The organism is Streptomyces sp. NPDC059917, from assembly GCF_042730635.1.
Lineage (GTDB): Bacteria > Actinomycetota > Actinomycetes > Streptomycetales > Streptomycetaceae > Streptomyces.
Map to the genome: position 1 here is coordinate 88,739 of NZ_JBHWLC010000013.1, position 17,815 is coordinate 106,553.

Sequence of the window (17,815 nt, forward strand, 5' to 3'; positions counted from 1 at the left end):
GGTTCACCCGTTGAAGGGTAGGCGCACGGACGGGTCAACTGGCCGGAGATCAGGAAAAGTTCAACCCGTTAGGCGAAGAAAACCCGGCCTCCGGGCGCATGAGCGCATACCCCCGGGGGTAAACTCCGCCGCTCATCGAGCCGTCTGGGCGGTGTGGGCGGGCAGTCTGCGCACATCACGGGCGGTCCCGGCGACCCCGGCGAGGAAGCCGCGGGCCCGCGGGGAGGCGTCGCGGGTGAGCCAGGCCGGATCGATCTCCCGGACCGCGACGGTGACCCCGGTGCCCGCGAGCGCGTACGGCAGGGTGTGCACGACCGTCGAGGGGAAGCTGACGACGGTCCGGCCGACCGGCCCCCGGCGGGCGATCAGCTCCAGCGGCAGGTCCGGACGGACGATCTCCAGCCCGGTCGCCTCGCTCAGCGCCCGCAGCTTGTCCGGCGACTCCCTGCGGTGCGCGAAGTAGCGGGTGGCGCCGTGCTCGCGGGCCAGCGCCCGTACGGCCGCCAGATAGCGGTCCGGGTCCACCACGCCCGTCTCGACCAGCGAGGTGCCCACCAGGTCGGTGCCCTTGGTCAGCCGGGGCGGGCCGAAGCGCGAGCGGGTCCAGCCGAAGTCGTTGAGCCGCAGCCCCATGCCCGGCGGCGCGGTGACGGGCATCGAGGTGAACACCTCGACGCGGCGCCCCTCGCGCACGGCGGTGAACCGGCGCCGCGCGGTCCCGGAGACCGGCGCGTACGCCAGCTCGCGGATCCGGCCCGGCAGGCCGCCGCCGCCCGCCCGGTGCCAGCGCACCAGCCGTTCGCCGCGGGCGGCGCGGTCGATGAACTCCATGGTGGCGGTCCCGTCGTCGACGACGACCAGCTCGTCGGCGCGGACCAGGGTGAGCAGCAGCTGGACGTAGCGGGAGAAGGGGTCGCCGATGACGACGCGGCGGGCGGCCCGCACCTCGCGCACCAGCGCGACGAGCGCCTTGAAGGGGGCCAGCTTGCCGCCCCGGGCCTCCTGCCAGCGCACCTCGTGGCCCTCGTCGCGGGCCAGCCCGGCCATCCGGCGCAGCTGTCCGCGGGACATGGGGTCGGTGGGCGGCAGTACGACGATCCGCAGCGGCGCCGCGGCGCCCGGGCCGCCGCCCGCGCCCCCGCCCGGCTCCCGGTGGGCCTCGCGGTGGGCCGGCTGGCGCGGGACGGAGCCGAGCAGCGGGCCGCGGGCCGCGTCGTCGGCGCCTCTCGCGTGGGCCCACTCCAGCGCGTTCAGGAGCTGGACCGGGCTCTCGACCAGGGCGAGGGTGGCGGCGGTGGGGGTCATCGGGTGCTCCTTCGTCGGAGGCGCCGGGGGTGTCGGGGCGCCGGGGAGGGGCTGGGGGGTCAGACCCCGGCCAGGGCGCCCTGGACCCGGCGGAGCTTCTTCATCGGGGCGAGCTCGGAGGGGTAGACCCGCTTGATCCCGTCACCGAGCGCGGCCTCGATGGTGCGGATGTCGCGGACCAGCCGCTGCAGGCCGCCCGGCTCGACGGAGGCCGCCTGGTCCGAGCCCCACATCGCCCGGTCGAGGGTGATGTGCCGCTCGACGAAGGAGGCGCCGAGGGCGACGGCGGCCAGCGTGGTCTGCAGGCCCGTCTCGTGGCCGGAGTAGCCGATCGGGACGTTCGGGTACTCCTCCCGCAAGGTGCCGATCACCCGCAGGTTCAGCTCCTCGGCCTTGGCCGGGTAGGTCGAAGTGGCGTGGCACAGAAGGATGTTGTCGCTGCCGAGCACTTCCACCGCGTGCCGTATCTGGCGCGGCGTGGACATGCCCGTGGAGAGCACGACCGTCTTGCCGGTGGCGCGTACGGCCCTCAGCAGCTCGTCGTCGGTGAGGGAGGCCGAGGCCACCTTGTGGGCGGGCACGCCGAAGCCCTCCAGGAAGGCGACGGCCTCCGTGTCCCACGGGGAGGCGAACCAGTCGATGCCGCGCTCGGCGCAGTGGGCGTCGACGGCGCGGTACTCGGCCTCGCCGAACTCCACCCGGTGGCGGTAGTCGATGTACTTCATCCGGCCCCAGGGGGTGTCGCGTTCGACGTCCCACTGCTCGCGCGGGGTGCAGATCTCGGGGGTCCGCTTCTGGAACTTGACGGCGTCGCACCCCGCGTCGGCGGCGGCGTCGACGAGCGCGAGGGCCGTGTCCAGGTCGCCGTTGTGGTTGATGCCGATCTCACCGACGACGTAGACGGGGCGACCGGGACCGGCGGTGCGCGATCCGATCCGGCGCAGGCGGGGGTTGGGGGTGACGCTCATGTCAGGTGACGCCCTTCGGTGCGGGTGCGCGTACGGGTGCGCTTGCGGGTGCGGGGTGGTGGCGGGTCGTCCAGCAGGGGGGCCAGGGCGCGGGCGCGGGCCAGGTCGTGGGGGTCGTCGACCTCCAGGACCCGGGACGGGTCGGTGGGCACCGGGAGGACCCGGCCGAAGAAGCGGTGCCGGGCGGCCCGGAAGCCGGCCGCGTCCATGGCGTACGCCGCGCCGGTCTCCAGCAGGTCCCGGGGCCGGTCCTGGCGGCGCGGTCGGACGGCGGGGTCGTGGTTGACCCCGGTGACGGCGCCCGCGACGTGCCGGTCCGGGGCTTCCCGGTCCGGGTCGCTCTGGTCCGGGTCGCTCCGGTCCGGGGCTTCCCCGTCCGGGTCGCTCCGGTCCGGGGCTTCCCGGTCCGGGGCGCTCTGGTCCGGGGCGCGCCAGAGGAAGCCGTGGAAGGGCGCCACCGTGAGCGCCGAGTCCGCGGTCCCGCCCGCCACCGCGGCGGCGACGCCCTCCACGTCGGAGGCGGTGAGGAAGGGGCTCGTGCACTGGACCAGGAGGACCACGTCCACGGTGACGGAGTGCAGCTCCTCGAACGACTCCAGGGCGTGCAGCACGGCGCTCTCGCTGCTCGCGGCGTCCCCGGCGAGCGCCGTCGGCCGGCGCAGGGCGTCGGCCCCCGCCGCCCGCGCCGCCTCGGCGACCGCGTCGGAGTCGGTGGAGACCACCACGTCGGTGACGGTGGGCGCGGCCAGCGCGGCGCGCACCGCCCGGCCGACCAGGGGCACTCCGGCCACCTCCGCGAGGTTCTTGCCGGGCACCCCCTTGGAGCCGCCCCGGGCCGGGATCACGGCCAGTACCCTCACAGCTCCCCCACCCTGCGGATCGCCGGGGCCACCCGCTGCACCCCGTGCCGGTACGCGCCCCGCGCCGCCTCCCGCAGCCGCCCGCGCAGCCAGCCGCGCAGCCGGGACTCTCCCGCGGCGGGCCGCGGCGAGCCGGGCTGCGGGGTGCCGTCGGGCGCGAGGTGGTGCCGGGCCAGCAGCCCGGGCAGGTACCCGGGTGCGGTGGTGAGCGTGTAGTACGGGTCCGGCGGCGCCAGCAGCGGCCGCGCGGCCAGTTCCGCGACCCGGGCGCGGGCCGCGTCGAAGGCCCCGGCGTCGGCCAGCACCCCCTGGTCGGCGAGCCATCCGGGATCCGCGGTCGGCAGCAGCCCGGCGTCGAGCCGGTCCCAGGAGGTGAGGCAGCCGGAGCCGGTGAAGTGGTGGTTGCCGAGGCCCTCGCGGACGCCGAGGTCGGTGAGGACGGCCGTGGGGATCCCCCGGTGCAGGGACTCCAGGGCGGCGGTCGAGGACACGGTCACCAGCAGGTCGGTGCGGTCCAGGACCTCCCCCATGTTCCCGTACACCAGGCGGCAGTTGGCGGGCAGTGCGGCGGGGAGCCGGTCCACGAGCCGCTGGTACGGGAGTTCCTCCAGGTGCGTGGTGTGCTCCCCGGGGCGGCTGCGCAGCTTGATCAGGACCTCCCGGTCGGGGTGGGCCCGGGCGTGCCCGGCGGCCCGGGCGAGCAGGTACGTACGGTCGGCGCGGCTCTCGGGCACGGAGGGCTGGGCGGCGAAGACCACGGTGCGGGCGCGGCCGCCGCCCGCGGGCTCGTACGGCGCGCCGCCGAGGAAGGGCAGGGCGGTCTCGGTGACGGCTCCGGCGTCGGCGCCCACCCCCTCGTACACGGCGCGGAAGCGCTGCGCGTCGTGCCGGGAGTTGGCGAGGACCAGGTCGGCGCCGTGGCGCAGCAGCAGCCCGTCGGCGAGCTTCTCGTAGACGACGCCCACGTATCCGGTGACGAGCACGGGGCGCGCCGCCGGCTCGGGCCACAGGGCGCGCACGCCGTGCAGGACGGCCTGGACGGCGCCGCCGACGAGGGCGAGGACGACCACGTCGTAGCGTTCGCGGCGCAGTTCGTCGAGGAACTCGGCGCAGGTCACCTCGGTCAGCCGGTCGGCCCGGGCGCCCACTTCGCCGAGCTGGCGGGCGGTGGGCGTGGCCCGGCCGCGCAACAGGTATCCGGTGAGGTGGTGCCGGCCCGATCCGGTCTCCCCCGGGGGGTCGGGCACGAGTCTGCGGGCGGTGAGCGCGCCCCATTTCCATCGCGTATCGGAATCGGCGAGAACGGCGACCCGCTGGCTTACTGGCACGACCGTGAAGCTATGCGGGAATTCTCCTGACCGGCCCAACGAGCACGCAACAGCGGGTTAACAACCCGTCGGGGAAATGCGGAGCCGGTCGGGTTAACGCAGCCGCCGTGCGTCGTTCACACGAAATCCTCGTACGGTCCATGGCGAATGCCGGGCGCCCCCATAACGTCGCCCGGGTGCTGAAGCTCTCTGTTGTCGTGCCGTTCTACAACGTGCGGACCTACGCGCCGGACGCCCTGCGAAGTCTCGAACTCAACGCGCGGGACGACATCGAGTTCCTCCTCGTCGACGACTGCTCGACGGACGGGACGGGCGAGCTGCTGGAGCGGGCCGCCCGCGACCTGCCGGGGGCCGTCCACCTGCGCCGCGACCACAACGGCGGGCTGGCCACGGCGCGCAACACCGGGCTGGACGCGGCGCGCGGCGAGTACCTCGCCTTCCTGGACGGCGACGACTGGCTCGCCCCCGGTCACCTCGCCCGTACGCTGGCCGCCATCCAGGCCCTGAACTGCGACTTCGTCCGTACGGACCACGTCCGGGCGACCGGCCGGGAGCGGGTCGTGCAGGCCGCGCCCTGCGGCCCGCACGGTGTGGCGGCCGATCCGCGGACCGCGATCCTGCCCGCCGGGCGGACCACCTCGGTGGACTACCCGTACGCCTGGGCCGGGATGTACCACCGGCGGCTGCTCGACCGGGGTCTGCTGCACTTCACGGACGGGCTGCGGACCGCGGAGGACCGGCCCTGGATCTGGCGGCTGCACCGCGGCGCGCGGTCGTTCGCCGCGGTCGGGCTGCCCGGGGTCTTCTACCGGCGCGGGGTTTCCACGTCCTTGACGCAGATCGGTGACGAGCGCCAACTCGATTTCATCCGCGCATTCGATCAGGTCCTGTCCGACACCGCCGAAGATCCACAGGCTGCGGACCTCCTACCAAAAGCCGTTCGCACATATTGCGCAATTATCGCCCACCACATCGGATCCATCGAAAGGTTCGAACCGGCCGTGGCCAGAAAACTCCGTACGATGAGCGCCGACGCGCTCGGGCGAATGCCGCGGGAACTGCTGGACGGCGTACTGAATTCGATGGACGGCGAACGGTCGTCCCTGCTGCGGCGGCTGCGCCGGCGGCACGCGGCGACGGGGTCCGGGGCGTGAGCGCGGCCGCGGAAGCGCGCCTCACCCAGCTCTTCCTCGCGTCCACCGCGTACGGCACGGCCACCCTCGCCGCCGCCATCGACTCCGGAGCCTGCGACCCGCCCGCGCCCTCGCCGGTCCGCCGGATCCTGCTGACCAGCGACAACTCCCCGATCCCCGAGGTCTCCCCCGGCCTCGCCGCGACGCCCGGCTTCGCGGAGCTGCGCGCCCGCTTCGACGGGGTCATCGACTGGAACGAGACGATCGCCCCCTTCCACCCGGGGGTCTGGACCCCGCGCCCCGAGGACGCACCGCTGTGGGAGCGGCAGTTGCGCGCGCTGTGGGGCCTGGGCGACGACCGGATCGAGCTGTACGTCGAGTCCGTCCAGGTCGCCCCGGCCCAGGCGCTGTGCCGACTCTTCCCCGGCGCGGCCGTCGAGGTCTACGCCGACGGCCTGATGAGCTACGGCCCGACCCGCTTCCGGCTCGACCCCGCGCTCGGCTCGCGGGTCCGGCGCGTCCTGCACCTGGACCTCGTACCGGGGCTGGCGCCCCTGCTGCTCACCGAGTTCGGAGTACCGGCCCGTGCGGTCCCGACGGAGGCCTTCCTGAAGGTCCTGGCGGAACTCACCGCCCCGGACCCGGACCCGGGCGCGGCCCCCGACGCCGACGCCGACGCCGACAGCGAGCCCGAGCCCCCGGCCCTGCTCCTCGGCCAGTACCTGTCCGCGCTCGACCTGCTCACGGCCGCCGAGGAGGAGGAGCTCCACGCGGCGATGGTGCGGGGCGCCCATGCCCGGGGGCACCGGCGCCTGTTGTTCAAGCCGCACCCCGGCGCCCCGGCCGACTACTCCCGGCGGGCGCGGGAGGAGGCGGCCCGGCTCGGCGTGACGCTGCGGGTGCTGCCCGCGACCCTGCTCGCCGAGACCCTGTACGCGAGCGTCCGCCCCGCCCTGGTGGTGGGCTGCTTCTCCACCGCCCTGCTCACGGCCGCCACCCTGTACGGACTCCCGGTGGCCCGCACCGGCACGGAACGGGTCCTGGCCCGCCTCACCCCGTACCAGAACAGCAACCGCATCCCGCTGGTGCTGGTGGACGCCCTGGTCCCGGACCTCACGGACCCGGCGGCCCCGGTCCCCGACCTCGCGGCCCTCCTCACGGCGGTCGGCTTCACGATGCAGCCGAAGGTGCTGGCGCGGCGGCGCGCGGAAGCCGAGGCGTACCTGGCGGCGCACCTGACCCCGCGCACCCGCCCGTACTTCACCCGCCGCCGCCTGACCGCCCTCGCCCTCCCGGGCGGCGCCGTCCCGCCCCGCCTGACCCCCCTCACCACGAACCGCACCCTCCGCCGCCTGCGCCGCGCCGCCCTCCGCATGCGCCGGCACCTCGTGCGCCAGTGAGCCGAAGGCGCGCCCATTCCAGGACAGCGGCGACGTCGCTCGGCTGGAGGCCCGCGTAGGGGTCCGGCTGGACGAGGAGGGTGGCGCTGCCGCCGGCTGTGCGCTCGGCAGCCCAGATGTGGTCGAGGTCGGTGAAGTCGTCGTCGATCCAGGCCACGGGGGCTCCACCGAGCCATTGGGCGACGTGATCGCGTTTCCAGAGGTAGCCGTTGGGGTGGCTCGTGGTGATCTGGGGCCGAGGGAGGTCGAGGTGGGGGAAGACCGGCAGACCCAAGAGCGCCCCGATGATCGTGGTGGCGTCCCCGCGCCAACTCGTACACCACAGCGGAGTGACGAGACCGCTGGTCACGAGGCCGGCGAGCAGTGGGCCGTGGCTAGGGTCGAGCCAGACGGACACGGGTTCGGCCGGCCGCCTCCCCGCGGGCAGGACGGTGTGGCGGACATGGGTGGCCGGGGTGCTGCCGTCTCCTGCCGGGAACGGTATGAGGACGCCGTCGATGTCCAGGAGCAGGTAGGGACGGGGCATCGGTTCCTCCGGGGTCAGCGTTTGCGGGCGGTGATCAGCAGGGTGGTGGGCCACGGGTCGCGACTCGGGTGGCGGAGTTCCCATACAGCGGTGATGCGGAGACCGTTCCGGGCGAGATGGGCACCCCAGCGGCGGGCGTCGAACTCCCAGCGGGCGATGGGCAGCCGTCGCTGATCGGGCATGGTGACGTAGTCCTCGCGCGGACGGTCGTCCGTGGACGGATGTCTTCCGGCCCGGGCCGGGTGCGGAACGGAGAAGGCCAGGACTCCGCCCGGCCCCAGACGTCGGGAAACGGCGGCGAGCAGCAGCTCAGGGGCGACGAGGCCGACCGCCCCGAAGACGGAGTAGATCGCGTCGAAGGTCCGGCCGGTCGCCCGGAGGTGGTGCAGGGCGTGGCCCGCCGCGAACGTGGCGCCGGCGATGTGACCGTACTGGGAGCGGGCACGGCGTACCTGGAGTCCGACGAGGTCGACACCGAGGGTGCGGGCCCGGTGATGCTTGGCGAGGTGGGCCACGTTGCGGCCCGAGCCGCAGCCCAGTTCCAGAATCAGCTTGCCGCGCAGGTCAGGGCCGAGGATCTCGGCGCCCGGGCCGAGACCCGGGTGTGTGCTCCACTGCATCCGAGCCGGTGCGGGAAGCGCCTGGGCCGGGCCGGCGGCGAGGCGCTGGGCGGCATGGGCGTACCACGGGGAGACCTGGGCGAACACCTAGACCTCCAGGAATCGGACCACGTCGCTCAAGTGGCGGCGGACGACCGAGATGTACGCGGGGTCCCTGGCCGGGTCGTCGATCCAGCGGACGGCCTGCTCCATGAACCACTCGACCACCCACATCCGGTGCCAGCCCAGGGCCCACGCCTCCGCGGCCAGGCCGCCCCGGGCGGCGAGGGTGTCCACGTGGCCGCCCGCGGCGACGTACTGCTCCAAGAACACCCGCAACCGCACAGGGCTCGGCGCGGCGGTGGTGCCGTGGTAGGAGGCGAGGTCGATCAGGCCGGGTCCGGTGAAGGCCCGGGCGAAGTCGAGGAGGCGCCATCCGTTCTCCCCGATGTGGATGCTCGTGGGGTGGAACTCCGAGTGCACCCACCCGAACGGGCCGAGCGTCGTCCCCTGGACGCGGGCCTCAGCCGCAGCAGAGATCTTCCCCAGACTGGTCTCGATGTCGTCGCAGTCCGTCCACCGGTCGGACTGCCGCAGCCGCTGGAGGTGATCGAGGGCCCGGCCGGGCAGAGCAGCGAGGCCCTCGCCGTCGAGAAGGGGAAGGCCGCCCGCCGGGCGGGCGGCGTGGAGCATCACGGCGGCGGCGACACCGTCGAGGTCATCGGCATCCCGTCCCGGGGCACCGAGGTCGTCCATGAGCATCCCGAGCCACTTGTCCTGCATCGCGGTGGCGTGGAGTTCAGGAACCGGGAGCCCGCGCCGGTGGGCCAGCCGCAGCGCCTGGGCTTCACGGTCGAAGGGCTCCTTCGCGTACTTGAAGACGGCCGTGGTGCCGTCGGGGAACACGACGCGTTCGACCCCGGACATGCCCCAGACACGGATCTCGGAGCGTTTGGGGAGGGGCTTGCCCACGAGGGTGCACAGGTCGTCCAGCAGGGCGGCGGTCAGACTCTGGTCCATGGGGGGGGTGACTCCAATGGGCTGGTGGGCGCCGAGGCGGGCGAGCGGGTCAGTCCGCCCCGGCGCCGTACGGGGTTGGGGTTACTCGGCTGCGGTCACGCGGTGGGCGTAGACCTGCTCGATCCAGCCCGCCTTGAACTCGGCCAGCTCGTCGCGGAAGTGCGCCATCGAGGCGCCGTAAGGCGCGACGACGCCACCGGTCTGGTCCGGCACGGACTGGCAGCCGTGCACGAGCCGGCCGCCGAGCGCGGCGTGGGCCTTGATGGACTCGATCCGCCGGCGCTCGTTGAACCAGCCACCGTGGTAGACCTCGTCCAGCATCCCGCCCGTCCCCTCGTCGAGGTCGAAGACGACGGAGGTGGCGGCGGGGAAGAACCAGCACGGGCCGACGTTGGAGATGTGCCCGTCCAGCTCGACCTTGTTGAGCGCCATCAGCGTGGCCGCCTCGCGCAGCATGCGCAGGTGGTCGGCGGTGATCTGCGGCAGGCCGAGGCCGGCCAGGTGCTCCTCGCGGAAGAGGTACGAGTAGACCCCGTACGCCGTCGCCAGGACGCGGGCGGCATCCGACGTGGACGCGCAGTGCTTCTTGACGAAGTCGAGCGCGAGCTGTTCGACCGCGCTCTCGGTCGTCTCGTCCACGTCCAGGAACCGGGACTTGACCAGTTCCCAATCGGCGACGAGCCAGCTGTTGGACTCGAAGCGGAAGAAGTACTCGGCCGGGTCGATGCTGATGCGTCGACCGTCCACCCGGATGCCGGGCAAGCGGCTCCAGCGGGGATCGAAGGCGTCGGGCAACTCGACCGTGATGGTTGCCGCGCCGATGGTGTCGATGGTGGTCACCGTGTCTCCGTCTCTGATCGTCCGGGTCCGGGCATGGGGATGCCCGAGCCCCTTGGGGCGTACGGAACTTGAGGGTCGCCGACCCGAAGGTGGGGGCAGCTATCGATAAGTGAACAGCCCGCTACGCAGAGTGGGTACGGTGTGACCGAGGCCAAGCGGTATACGCGGTTTACAGCTCCGGACCGGAGGCGATCGTGCGAGCGCCGAGCACCCCCAACCCCCGCCTGCGCGACACGATCGACGCCGCCGGGTGCACGTACGACGCACTCGCCAGGGAGGTCCGCCGCATCGCAGCCGAGAACGGCGAGCTGCTCCAGACCAACAAGTCGGCGATCTCCCATTGGGTGAACGGCACCCGCTCGCCGTCCGGCCAAGCTGGCCAGTACCTCGCCGAGGCCCTCTCCCGCCGGCTGGGACGCGTCGTCACCCGGGCCCAGCTCGGCCTCCGATCGACCGACGCGCAGTCGCGGCCGGACGCCGACCCGGTCACCGCCGTCACGGACCTCGGCCGGGCGGACGTCGAACGCCGACGCTTCCTGGCCATCGCCGCCTTCACCACGGCCGGCGTGGCCATGCCGCTCCTGCACGACCACGAAGCCACTTCCCGGATGCTCCGCGCCCGTACCGCCCGCTCCCTGGTCGGTAGCGACGACATCGACGTCGTACGGCAGATCACGGCAGCCTTCAGCGCCGCCGACGAACGCCTCGGCGGTGGCCACGGCCTGACTACGGTCACCGCCTATCTCGCAGACACGGCAGCCCCGATGCTCCGCGGACGCTTCCCCTCGGAGCTGCTGAGGCGGGCTGCCTTCGGGGCCGTCGCCGAACTCGCCTACCTGGCCGGGTGGAAACACCACGACCTGGGCCAGGAGGGCGCAGCCCAGCACTACTACCACGTGGGCTACCAGCTCGCTTACGAGGCCGATCCGCACGGTCATGCCGCCTGGATGATGCGCTCGTTGGCTCACCAAGCCCTGAAGCTCAAGCAGCCTCGCCACTGTGTCGACCTTGTCGAAGGCGCCCTCGCCCGCGGACTCGGCCATGTTGACGGACAGACGGAGGCACTGCTCCACATCACCCATGCCCGTGCATGGGCGGCCGTCGGCGAGAAGGCTCCTGCCAGCCGCGCTCTGCTCGCTGCTGAGGACGCCCTCCTTCGGGAGGGCGGCGCACAGCCCAGTTTCTCCCTGCTGAGCGGCCCGGCAGCCGGCACCGTGGCCAGCCACACTGCCAAGGCGCTGACGGAAATGAAGGACTTCATCGGCACTGAACGACAGCACCGCGACGCCCTGACTCGCTGGGACCCGGTCAAGTTCAAGCGCGTACATGCCCTGACCTACGCCGACCTCGCGGACAGCCTCGCCGCCCAGGCCCGTGCAGACGAAGCCGTCGCCGCCTGGGCCCAGTCGCTCAGCCTCATGGAGGGCATGACGTCTGACCGCACCCGTAAAGCGATTACCTCGATCCGTCCCACCCTGGCGATCTACCAGCGCCGCAAAGTCCCGGGCGCTGCGGACCTAGCCCGCCGCGCTCGCGAATCCCTCGCCTGACGTACCTGCACTGCCATCGCGGCGTGCCGGGCCAATGTCAACGCGCACGCCGTGACCCTGCCGGGGCCTCGATGGCCTGGCCGGTGCAGCCGGTCATCGTCCACGACCAGGCCGCCACCGAGTCGTCTTGCTCCAGCGGAGCGAGAACGCCAAGTTCGCCCGGGGCATGTGGGACCTCCCCGTCGGCAAGAACGAGCCGGGCGAGCCCATCACCGAGACCGCGGTCCGCGAGCTCTACGAGGAGACGGGCCTCACGGTGAAGCCCGAGTCCCTCAAGGTCGCCCACGTCATCCACGGCGCATGGGGCGTCGAGGCCCCCAACGGCTTCCTCACGGTCGTCTTCGCGACCCACGAATGGACCGGCGAACCCGAGAACCGCGAACCCCGAAAGCACTCCCAGGTCCGCTGGATCGACGCCGCCTCGATCCCCGAAGCCTTCGTCGACACCACGGCCGACGCCCTCCGCCACTACTTGGGCGGCGGCACAGCGGTCTCCCTCAGTGGCTGGCCAGCGGCCTGAGCACGACCGGACGGGGCTTTCAGCTCGTCGCCAGTTTCGCCGCGAAGCCGAGGAAGAGGACGCCCGCCAGGGAGGTGGCGCCGGCCGAGAGGCGGCGGCGGCGGGTGAACGCCTCCGAGAGCTTCGTGCCGCCGAAGATCAGCAGCGTCAGGTACAGGAAGCTCCCGAACTGCAGCAGCGAGCCCAGCAGCAGGAACGACAGCCCCCGGTAGGGGTACGCGGGGTCGACGAACTGCACGAAGAAGGACATCAGGAACAGGATGGCCTTCGGGTTGAGCAGGCTGATCAGCAGCGCCCGGCGGTACGGCCGCTCCGGACCGGCGGGAGCCCCCGCGGCAGCGGCGGCAACCGTCGCGGGCTCCGCCCCCCGCGCGCGCCACATCGCCCAGGCCCCCCGCAGCATCCCCACCGCCAGCCACGACAGGTAGCCGGCGCCCAGCACCTTCACCACCCCGAACACCACCGGGCTGGCCTGGAGCAGCGAGGCCGCGCCCACCGCCGCCAGGGTCATCAGCACGGTGTCCCCGGTCCACACCCCGGCGGCGGCCTTGTATCCGGTGCGTATGCCGCGCCGGGCGGCCACGGACAGCACGTACAGGGAATTCGGGCCGGGCAGCAGGATGATCAGGACGAGGCCGGCGAGGTAGGTCGGAAGGTCTGTGACGCCATACATGTCCGGAGTGTCTCAGAACCAGGTGGCCGAAACATAGTGCCCGTACACGCCCCGCTGCCCGCCGCGAGGAGGGGGCCCGGCCTGGTAGAACGTCTCCGCAGCGGCCTCCGGTCACAAAGGCGCAACATCCCGGGAGCGCCCGCAACTATCCGCGCCCGCGAGGCATCGTCTAGTTACACGTCATAGAAACCGGGGGACCTGCCATGCACCGCCTGAACCGCCAGAGAGTCGTCATCCGCACGCTCGGAGTGGCCACCGCGGTGGCTCTCGCCGCCACCGCCACCGCCTGTGGGCCGGGGAAGTCGGAATCGAAGGGTCCGGCCGCCTCCAGCCCGGCCGCCTCGGCCCCGGCCACGCCCCAGGACAACAAGCCGGGCGACGGCTCGCCCTCGGCGTCCGCTTCGGCGTCCGCTTCCCCCTCCGCTTCCGCCTCCCCGGCCTCGCAGGTCAAGTACCTGATGGCCGAGGGCACGGAGGACGACACGGTGCGCGAGCTCCAGGCGCGGCTCAAGCAGCTCGGCATCTTCGGCGCGACCCCCACCGGTTTCTACGGTTCCAAGACGATCGCGGCGGTCAAGTCCTTCCAGACGAAGCACCAGCTGACCGTGTCCGGCTCGGTGGACGACGCCACCTGGAAGAAGGTCCAGAGCGTCAGCAAGAAGCCCACCGCCGAGGAGATGTCGCCGACGACGAACCAGGTCGACGCGCCGGACCCGCGCTGCATGAAGGGCCGGGTGATGTGCATCAGCAAGGAGAGCCGCACCCTGGCCTGGATGATCGACGGCAAGGTCGTCTCGTCGATGGACGTGCGCTTCGGCTCGGAGAACACCCCGACCCGCGAGGGCGAGTTCGCGGTGGGCTGGAAGGCGAAGGACTGGGTCTCGACGATCTACCACACGCCGATGCCGTACTCGATGTTCTTCAGCGAGGGCCAGGCCGTGCACTACTCGTCGGACTTCGCGGCCCGCGGCTACGCGGGTGCCTCGCACGGCTGCGTGAACGTGCGCGACAAGGCGAAGCTGTCGGCGCTCTACGACCAGGTGAAGGTCGGCGACAAGGTCGTCGTCTACTGGTGACCGGCGCCGGTGACCGCGGGGCGGTGGCCGGGAGACGGGAAGTAAGAGGCGCGGGCAGGGCCGGGGGAACGAACCCCGCCCGCGCCAGGTTGCGCAGAGCCCAGGGGTACGGGGGGAACCCCGGCTCATGCGCGGCCGATGACCAGTCGGCTCACTTGTTACTGCGCCGGTGGTTCGAAAAGTGTTACAGCCAGGTCAGAGCAGGTGTGCGCGACGCGTTTCAGCGGCGCAGGCGCAGGCCCAGCGAGCCCGCCGCACCCGACGGGTCCCCGGTGCCCGGGCCCGGTCCGGGGCCGGGAACGGGCAGCGTGTCCGTCGGGCCGGTCCCCTTCGGCGGGGTGCCCGGGGTGGTCCGCAGCAGCTCGTCGCAGTAGCGCTGGACCTTTTGCCGGCCCTTGGCCAGCAGGTTCAACCGGTTCTCGCGGTCGCCGCTGAGCCGCCCGGAATTGAAGTCGCGGCACAGGTCGGCCGCCCCGCGCAGGGCGTCCTTGCCCTCGCCGGCGCCACCGCCCTCGGTGATCCCGAAGTGCTCGCGGTTGTCCTTGCCCGCACCGTTGCCCGTGGTGGCGCCCGTGCCGTCCGTACCGCCCGCTCCGCCGTTGTTCCCGCCGCTCGCCGCGGCGCCGGTGGCGCCCGGGGTGGCGCGGCCCTCCGGGCCGGGGGTGTGCGGGCCGCCCGGGGTGCTGCCCGCGTCCGACGGCCGCGACCACCGGGGGGCCTCGACGCTGGGCGGGGCGGTGCCGCCGACCGGCTCCGGGGTGGCCTCGACGCTGATTTCGGCCGTGGGCAGGGGACCGGCGTTCAGGTGCAGGGCGCGGTCGAAGAGGCCGGTGGCCGCGCTGGCCGCGACGCCACCGATGGCCACGCTGGCGACGGCGGCCGCGAGGCCGAGGCGCCAGGCCCCGACCCGGCGCGGGGCACGGGGCGTCCCGCCCGCACCCCCGGCCGCGGTCGGGGTCGGTACGGGAACGATGGCGACCAGCGGCTCCGCACCGGCGGCGGCAGCCGCGGTGCCGCCAAGGGCGCCCCCCACGGCGGCGGTGCCCGCCGCACGGTCCGGGCGCGCCGCGCGGAAGGCGGCCAGCGCGGCGGCCTCTCCGGGCAGTTCGGTGGTGGCGGCCGCGCGCGGAGCGAGGGAGTCCAGGGCGTCGCGCAGCCGGGCGGCGTCCGCGCGGGTGCGGAAGTCGCCGCTCGGGTCCACCGGTTCACCGCGCAGCAGTCTGTCCGCCGCGGCTTTGTCCAGCCACCTGGTGCGATCGTCGGCCATCACATGTCCTTCTGCGTCCGCCAACGTGAATGCGTCACACCGGTTCGCTCCGCGAGTCCCCCGAACCGGCCCCGCTGGGCGGGTACGGCGTCCAGATCCCGGCCGCCACCGGTGTCCCCGGAGGCTCCGCCGCCGCTTGCGTCACCGGTGCGGCCCGGCCGATTATCCCCGAGGCCCACGGTGCGCCCGCCGCCCGCCCCGCCGCCCGCGCCCGTGCCCGTGCCCGAGCCGGGGTCGTTCTCGCTCACGATCAGCTCGGCGAGCCGCTTGAGCCCGCGGTGCGCGGCCGTGCGCACGGCGCCGGGCCGCTTGCCCAGGGTCTCGGCCGCGCTCTTGGCGTCGAGGCCGACGACCACGCGCAGCACGACGGCCTCCGCCTGGTCCTGCGGGAGCTGGGCGATCAGGGCCATGGTGCGGCCGGTGGAGAGGGCTTCCATCGCCTCGCCCGCGGTGTCGCAGTCGGCGGCGCGGCCGGTGAGTTCGCTCTCGTCGCCGCCGATGGCGGGGCGTCGGCCGCGCATCCGCATGTGGTCGAGGGCGCGGTTGCGCGCGATGCGCGCGGCCCAGCCGCGGAAGCGGTCGGCGTCGCCGGTGAAGGAGTCGAGGTCGCGGGAGATCTGCAGCCAGGCCTCGGAGGTCACGTCCTCGGCGTCGCCGTCCCCGACGAGCGTGCGGACATACCCCAGCAGGCGCGGGTGCACCGCGCGGTACACAGTACGGAACGCGCTCTCGTCGCCGTCCTGTGCCGCGAGCACCGCGGCGGTCAGCTCCGCGTCGTCCCCCAGCAAAGTCCCCAACCCGTTCACTGTCCTGTACGTCTGGCGCAAATCAGCACGTTACGGCGTGTCGCGGCTCCCGTCCACGCGTTGTACAACCTGCAACCAACCGTGCGCGAAGCGAGGTGTGACACAAAACGCACTTGCGGCGCTGACAGGGGTACGGGCTTGTCGCACGAGCCCGTAACGGATGGCGGCCGGGGCCTCTCCTGTGGGGGGTGGCGGTCTCGGCCGCCTTCCCCTCCACAACTGCGCACAACCCGCCCCATCTCCTCCTTTCGGCTCTCTTCCGGGTGAAATCCGCGGTTGCGTACGTCGCCCCGGCCTCCACGTCGATAGCGTGGCGTGACACCCCACCGGCATCCCGAGGAGCCCCACGCTGTCCAGCCACCTTCCGGCGCAGGTCCGCGGCAGCGCGCTGGCACGGTTCAACGCGGCGTCGGCCGAGTCCGCCCGGGAGGCCCTGCTGCGCTGCTGCGGCAGCGACCGCTGGGCGCACCGGGTGGCCGAGCACCGGCCGTACCCGGACCTGGACGCGCTGCTGGCCGCCGCGGACGAGGCGGCGTACGACCTGCGCCAGGCGGACCTGGCCCAGGCGCTCGCCCAGGAGTCCTCGGCGGAGCTGGACCCCGACGCCCCGTACGCCGCGCACCTCGCGCTGGGCGCGGCGCACGCCGAGTACGAACGGAAATTCGGCCACGCCTTCGTCATCTGCCTCGACGGGCATCCGGCCGAGGAGCACGCGCACCAGGTGCTGGCCGCGATCCGGCGGCGGATGGCGCACGAGGTGGACGAGGAGCGGGCCACGTCGGCCGACGAGCTGCGCCGGGTCGCGGGTTCACGACTCGCCCAGCTCGTGGGATTCCGGCACATGTCGGGCGGGGCCGACCTCGGGACCACCGATGGCGCGCCTGAATTGGGGCGTTTCGCTCCTGTGGGATAGTCCGTCCGTGCCTGTTTGATCACACCGATGGCCCCCGCGCAAGGGAACCGACAAAGCGTCGCTACGATGTCCGGGGCCGGAGGACCGTACCCGGCCGGGCCCGACCGACAAAGAAGCCGGCTGGCCCCCGCCCCGCTTCCGGAGGGTTTTCCGTGCCGGCTGGAACGTTGTACCGCGGCCGGGAAGGAATGTGGTCCTGGGTGGCTCATCGAGTCACCGGCGTCCTCATCTTCTTCTTCCTGTTCGTACACGTCCTCGACACCGCTCTCGTCCGCGTCTCCCCCGAGGCGTACGACGATGTCGTGGCTACCTACAAGACACCGATCGTCGCGCTGCTGGAGTACGGCCTCGTCGCCGCAATCCTCTTCCACGCGCTCAACGGTCTCCGTGTCATCGCCGTGGACTTCTGGTCCAAGGGCCCCCGCTACCAGAAGCAGATGCTCTGGTCCGTGGTGGGCGTTTGGGTCGTGCTGATGGCCGGGGCCGTGTACCCCGTCCTGCACCACGCCTACCTCACACTGTTCGGGAAGTGACACGCATGTCTTCTGACACTTCTTCCGCCCAGGCCATCAGCGACGTGGAGGGCGTGAGCCTCTACGACGTCGACAACCCGGCGCCGTACATCGAGGCCCCGCGCAAGCGCACCGGCAAGACCCCGCGCGCGACCCGCGGCAACTTCGAGATGGTCGCGTGGCTCTTCATGCGCCTCTCGGGCATCGTGCTCGTCGTCCTGGTCATCGGCCACCTGCTGATCCAGCTCGTGCTGGACGGCGGCGTGTCCAAGATCGGCTTCGCCTTCGTGGCGGGCCGCTGGGCCTCGCCGTTCTGGCAGGTCTGGGACCTGTTGATGCTGTGGCTGGCGATGCTGCACGGCGCCAACGGTCTGCGTACCGTCATCAACGACTACGCGGAGCGCGCCAACACGCGGCTGTGGCTGAAGGGCCTGCTCTACACCGCCACGGTGTTCACCATCCTTCTGGGCACGCTGGTGATCTTCACCTTCGACCCGAACATCCGCGGCACGGGCTGAG

17 protein-coding genes and 2 pseudogenes are annotated in these 17,815 nt (G+C 72.8%); 8 read left to right on the top strand and 11 right to left on the bottom strand.

Annotated elements, in window-relative coordinates:
• Nucleotides 1-132: 132 nt before the first annotated feature.
• The 4 genes and pseudogenes from ACFWAR_RS10675 to ACFWAR_RS10690 all read right to left on the bottom strand — a co-directional run bounded on the left by ACFWAR_RS10675 (nt 133) and on the right by ACFWAR_RS10690 (nt 4,461).
• Entirely contained in the window at nt 133-1,305 is a 1,173-nt protein-coding gene (locus ACFWAR_RS10675) for a hypothetical protein (RefSeq protein WP_385775273.1), read from the bottom strand.
• 59 nt (nt 1,306-1,364) lie between these two features.
• On the bottom strand, nt 1,365-2,273 hold the full coding sequence (locus ACFWAR_RS10680) for an N-acetylneuraminate synthase family protein (protein WP_385775275.1): 909 nt from the start codon (nt 2,271-2,273) through the stop codon (nt 1,365-1,367).
• A gap of 56 nt (nt 2,274-2,329) precedes the next feature.
• Nucleotides 2,330-3,133: pseudogene (locus ACFWAR_RS10685) on the bottom strand (cytidylyltransferase domain-containing protein); the annotation flags it as partial.
• The gene (locus ACFWAR_RS10690) at nt 3,130-4,461 is read right to left on the bottom strand and encodes a DUF6716 putative glycosyltransferase (RefSeq protein WP_385775277.1); all 1,332 of its coding nucleotides are present in this window, start codon (nt 4,459-4,461) and stop codon (nt 3,130-3,132) included. The pseudogene ACFWAR_RS10685 and the gene ACFWAR_RS10690, both read right to left, overlap by 4 nt.
• Nucleotides 4,462-4,637: 176 nt before the next feature.
• On the opposite strand from ACFWAR_RS10690, the gene ACFWAR_RS10695 reads away from it, so the two are divergent.
• Both ACFWAR_RS10695 and ACFWAR_RS10700 read left to right on the top strand, forming a co-directional pair.
• A complete protein-coding gene (locus ACFWAR_RS10695; RefSeq protein ID WP_385775279.1) occupies nt 4,638-5,615 on the top strand; it encodes a glycosyltransferase family 2 protein in 978 nt (325 codons plus the stop codon).
• Nucleotides 5,612-6,994, top strand: a complete 1,383-nt coding sequence (locus tag ACFWAR_RS10700) for a polysialyltransferase family glycosyltransferase (RefSeq protein WP_385775281.1) — start codon at nt 5,612-5,614, stop codon at nt 6,992-6,994. Before ACFWAR_RS10695 ends, ACFWAR_RS10700 begins: the two co-directional genes overlap by 4 nt.
• On the opposite strand, the gene ACFWAR_RS10705 is transcribed toward ACFWAR_RS10700, so the two are convergent.
• From ACFWAR_RS10705 to ACFWAR_RS10720, 4 genes are all read right to left on the bottom strand, one after another.
• A complete protein-coding gene (locus ACFWAR_RS10705) occupies nt 6,921-7,520 on the bottom strand; it encodes a hypothetical protein (RefSeq protein ID WP_385775283.1) in 600 nt (199 codons plus the stop codon). The two genes, ACFWAR_RS10700 and ACFWAR_RS10705, sit on opposite strands and share 74 nt — an antisense overlap.
• Before the next feature lie 14 nt (nt 7,521-7,534).
• Entirely contained in the window at nt 7,535-8,227 is a 693-nt protein-coding gene (locus tag ACFWAR_RS10710) for a class I SAM-dependent methyltransferase (protein ID WP_385775285.1), read from the bottom strand.
• Nucleotides 8,228-9,139, bottom strand: coding sequence for a phosphotransferase family protein (locus ACFWAR_RS10715; RefSeq protein ID WP_385775287.1), 912 nt, complete (start codon nt 9,137-9,139; stop codon nt 8,228-8,230). It lies immediately after the preceding gene.
• An 81-nt stretch (nt 9,140-9,220) separates the two neighbouring features.
• On the bottom strand, nt 9,221-9,979 hold the full coding sequence (locus ACFWAR_RS10720) for a hypothetical protein (protein ID WP_385775289.1): 759 nt from the start codon (nt 9,977-9,979) through the stop codon (nt 9,221-9,223).
• Between the two features lie 194 nt (nt 9,980-10,173).
• Between ACFWAR_RS10720 and ACFWAR_RS10725 the strand changes: the two genes are divergently transcribed.
• Entirely contained in the window at nt 10,174-11,529 is a 1,356-nt protein-coding gene (locus ACFWAR_RS10725; RefSeq protein WP_385775291.1) for a tetratricopeptide repeat protein, read from the top strand.
• A gap of 71 nt (nt 11,530-11,600) precedes the next feature.
• Nucleotides 11,601-12,049: pseudogene (locus ACFWAR_RS10730) on the top strand (NUDIX domain-containing protein).
• Nucleotides 12,050-12,068: 19 nt separating this feature from the next.
• Here the strand turns inward: ACFWAR_RS10730 and leuE are convergent.
• Entirely contained in the window at nt 12,069-12,722 is a 654-nt protein-coding gene (gene leuE / locus ACFWAR_RS10735) for a leucine efflux protein LeuE (RefSeq protein ID WP_385775293.1), read from the bottom strand.
• A gap of 203 nt (nt 12,723-12,925) precedes the next feature.
• Here leuE and ACFWAR_RS10740 point away from each other — a divergent pair, with 203 nt between their 5' ends.
• Nucleotides 12,926-13,798, top strand: a complete 873-nt coding sequence (locus ACFWAR_RS10740; protein WP_385775296.1) for a L,D-transpeptidase family protein — start codon at nt 12,926-12,928, stop codon at nt 13,796-13,798.
• A gap of 220 nt (nt 13,799-14,018) precedes the next feature.
• Here the strand turns inward: ACFWAR_RS10740 and ACFWAR_RS10745 are convergent, their stop codons facing one another.
• The gene (locus tag ACFWAR_RS10745) at nt 14,019-15,065 is read right to left on the bottom strand and encodes a hypothetical protein (protein ID WP_385775298.1); all 1,047 of its coding nucleotides are present in this window, start codon (nt 15,063-15,065) and stop codon (nt 14,019-14,021) included.
• On the bottom strand, nt 15,065-15,853 hold the full coding sequence (locus ACFWAR_RS10750) for an RNA polymerase sigma factor (RefSeq protein WP_385775375.1): 789 nt from the start codon (nt 15,851-15,853) through the stop codon (nt 15,065-15,067). Before ACFWAR_RS10750 ends, ACFWAR_RS10745 begins: the two co-directional genes overlap by 1 nt.
• Before the next feature lie 349 nt (nt 15,854-16,202).
• Here ACFWAR_RS10750 and ACFWAR_RS10755 point away from each other — a divergent pair, with 349 nt between their 5' ends.
• From ACFWAR_RS10755 to ACFWAR_RS10765, 3 genes are all read left to right on the top strand, one after another.
• Entirely contained in the window at nt 16,203-16,784 is a 582-nt protein-coding gene (locus ACFWAR_RS10755; protein WP_385775377.1) for a 2-oxo-4-hydroxy-4-carboxy-5-ureidoimidazoline decarboxylase, read from the top strand.
• Between the two features lie 152 nt (nt 16,785-16,936).
• A complete protein-coding gene (gene sdhC, locus ACFWAR_RS10760) occupies nt 16,937-17,317 on the top strand; it encodes a succinate dehydrogenase, cytochrome b556 subunit (RefSeq protein ID WP_385775300.1) in 381 nt (126 codons plus the stop codon).
• A gap of 5 nt (nt 17,318-17,322) precedes the next feature.
• Nucleotides 17,323-17,814 (top strand): succinate dehydrogenase hydrophobic membrane anchor subunit, encoded by a 492-nt coding sequence (locus ACFWAR_RS10765; protein ID WP_385775302.1) that lies wholly within the window; start codon nt 17,323-17,325, stop codon nt 17,812-17,814.
• Nucleotide 17,815: the final 1 nt, after the last annotated feature.

Excerpts from the sequence above, each read along its gene's own strand:
- ACFWAR_RS10675 (WP_385775273.1), bottom strand. The coding sequence starts at position 1,305 with ATGACCCCCACCGCCGCCACCCTCGCCCTGGTCGAGAGCCCGGTCCAG.
- ACFWAR_RS10680 (WP_385775275.1), bottom strand. The coding sequence starts at position 2,273 with ATGAGCGTCACCCCCAACCCCCGCCTGCGCCGGATCGGATCGCGCACC.
- ACFWAR_RS10705 (WP_385775283.1), bottom strand. The coding sequence starts at position 7,520 with ATGCCCCGTCCCTACCTGCTCCTGGACATCGACGGCGTCCTCATACCG.
- ACFWAR_RS10715 (WP_385775287.1), bottom strand. The coding sequence starts at position 9,139 with ATGGACCAGAGTCTGACCGCCGCCCTGCTGGACGACCTGTGCACCCTC.
- leuE (WP_385775293.1), bottom strand. The coding sequence starts at position 12,722 with ATGTATGGCGTCACAGACCTTCCGACCTACCTCGCCGGCCTCGTCCTG.
- ACFWAR_RS10740 (WP_385775296.1), top strand. The coding sequence starts at position 12,926 with ATGCACCGCCTGAACCGCCAGAGAGTCGTCATCCGCACGCTCGGAGTG.
- ACFWAR_RS10745 (WP_385775298.1), bottom strand. The coding sequence starts at position 15,065 with ATGGCCGACGATCGCACCAGGTGGCTGGACAAAGCCGCGGCGGACAGA.
- ACFWAR_RS10765 (WP_385775302.1), top strand. The coding sequence starts at position 17,323 with ATGTCTTCTGACACTTCTTCCGCCCAGGCCATCAGCGACGTGGAGGGC.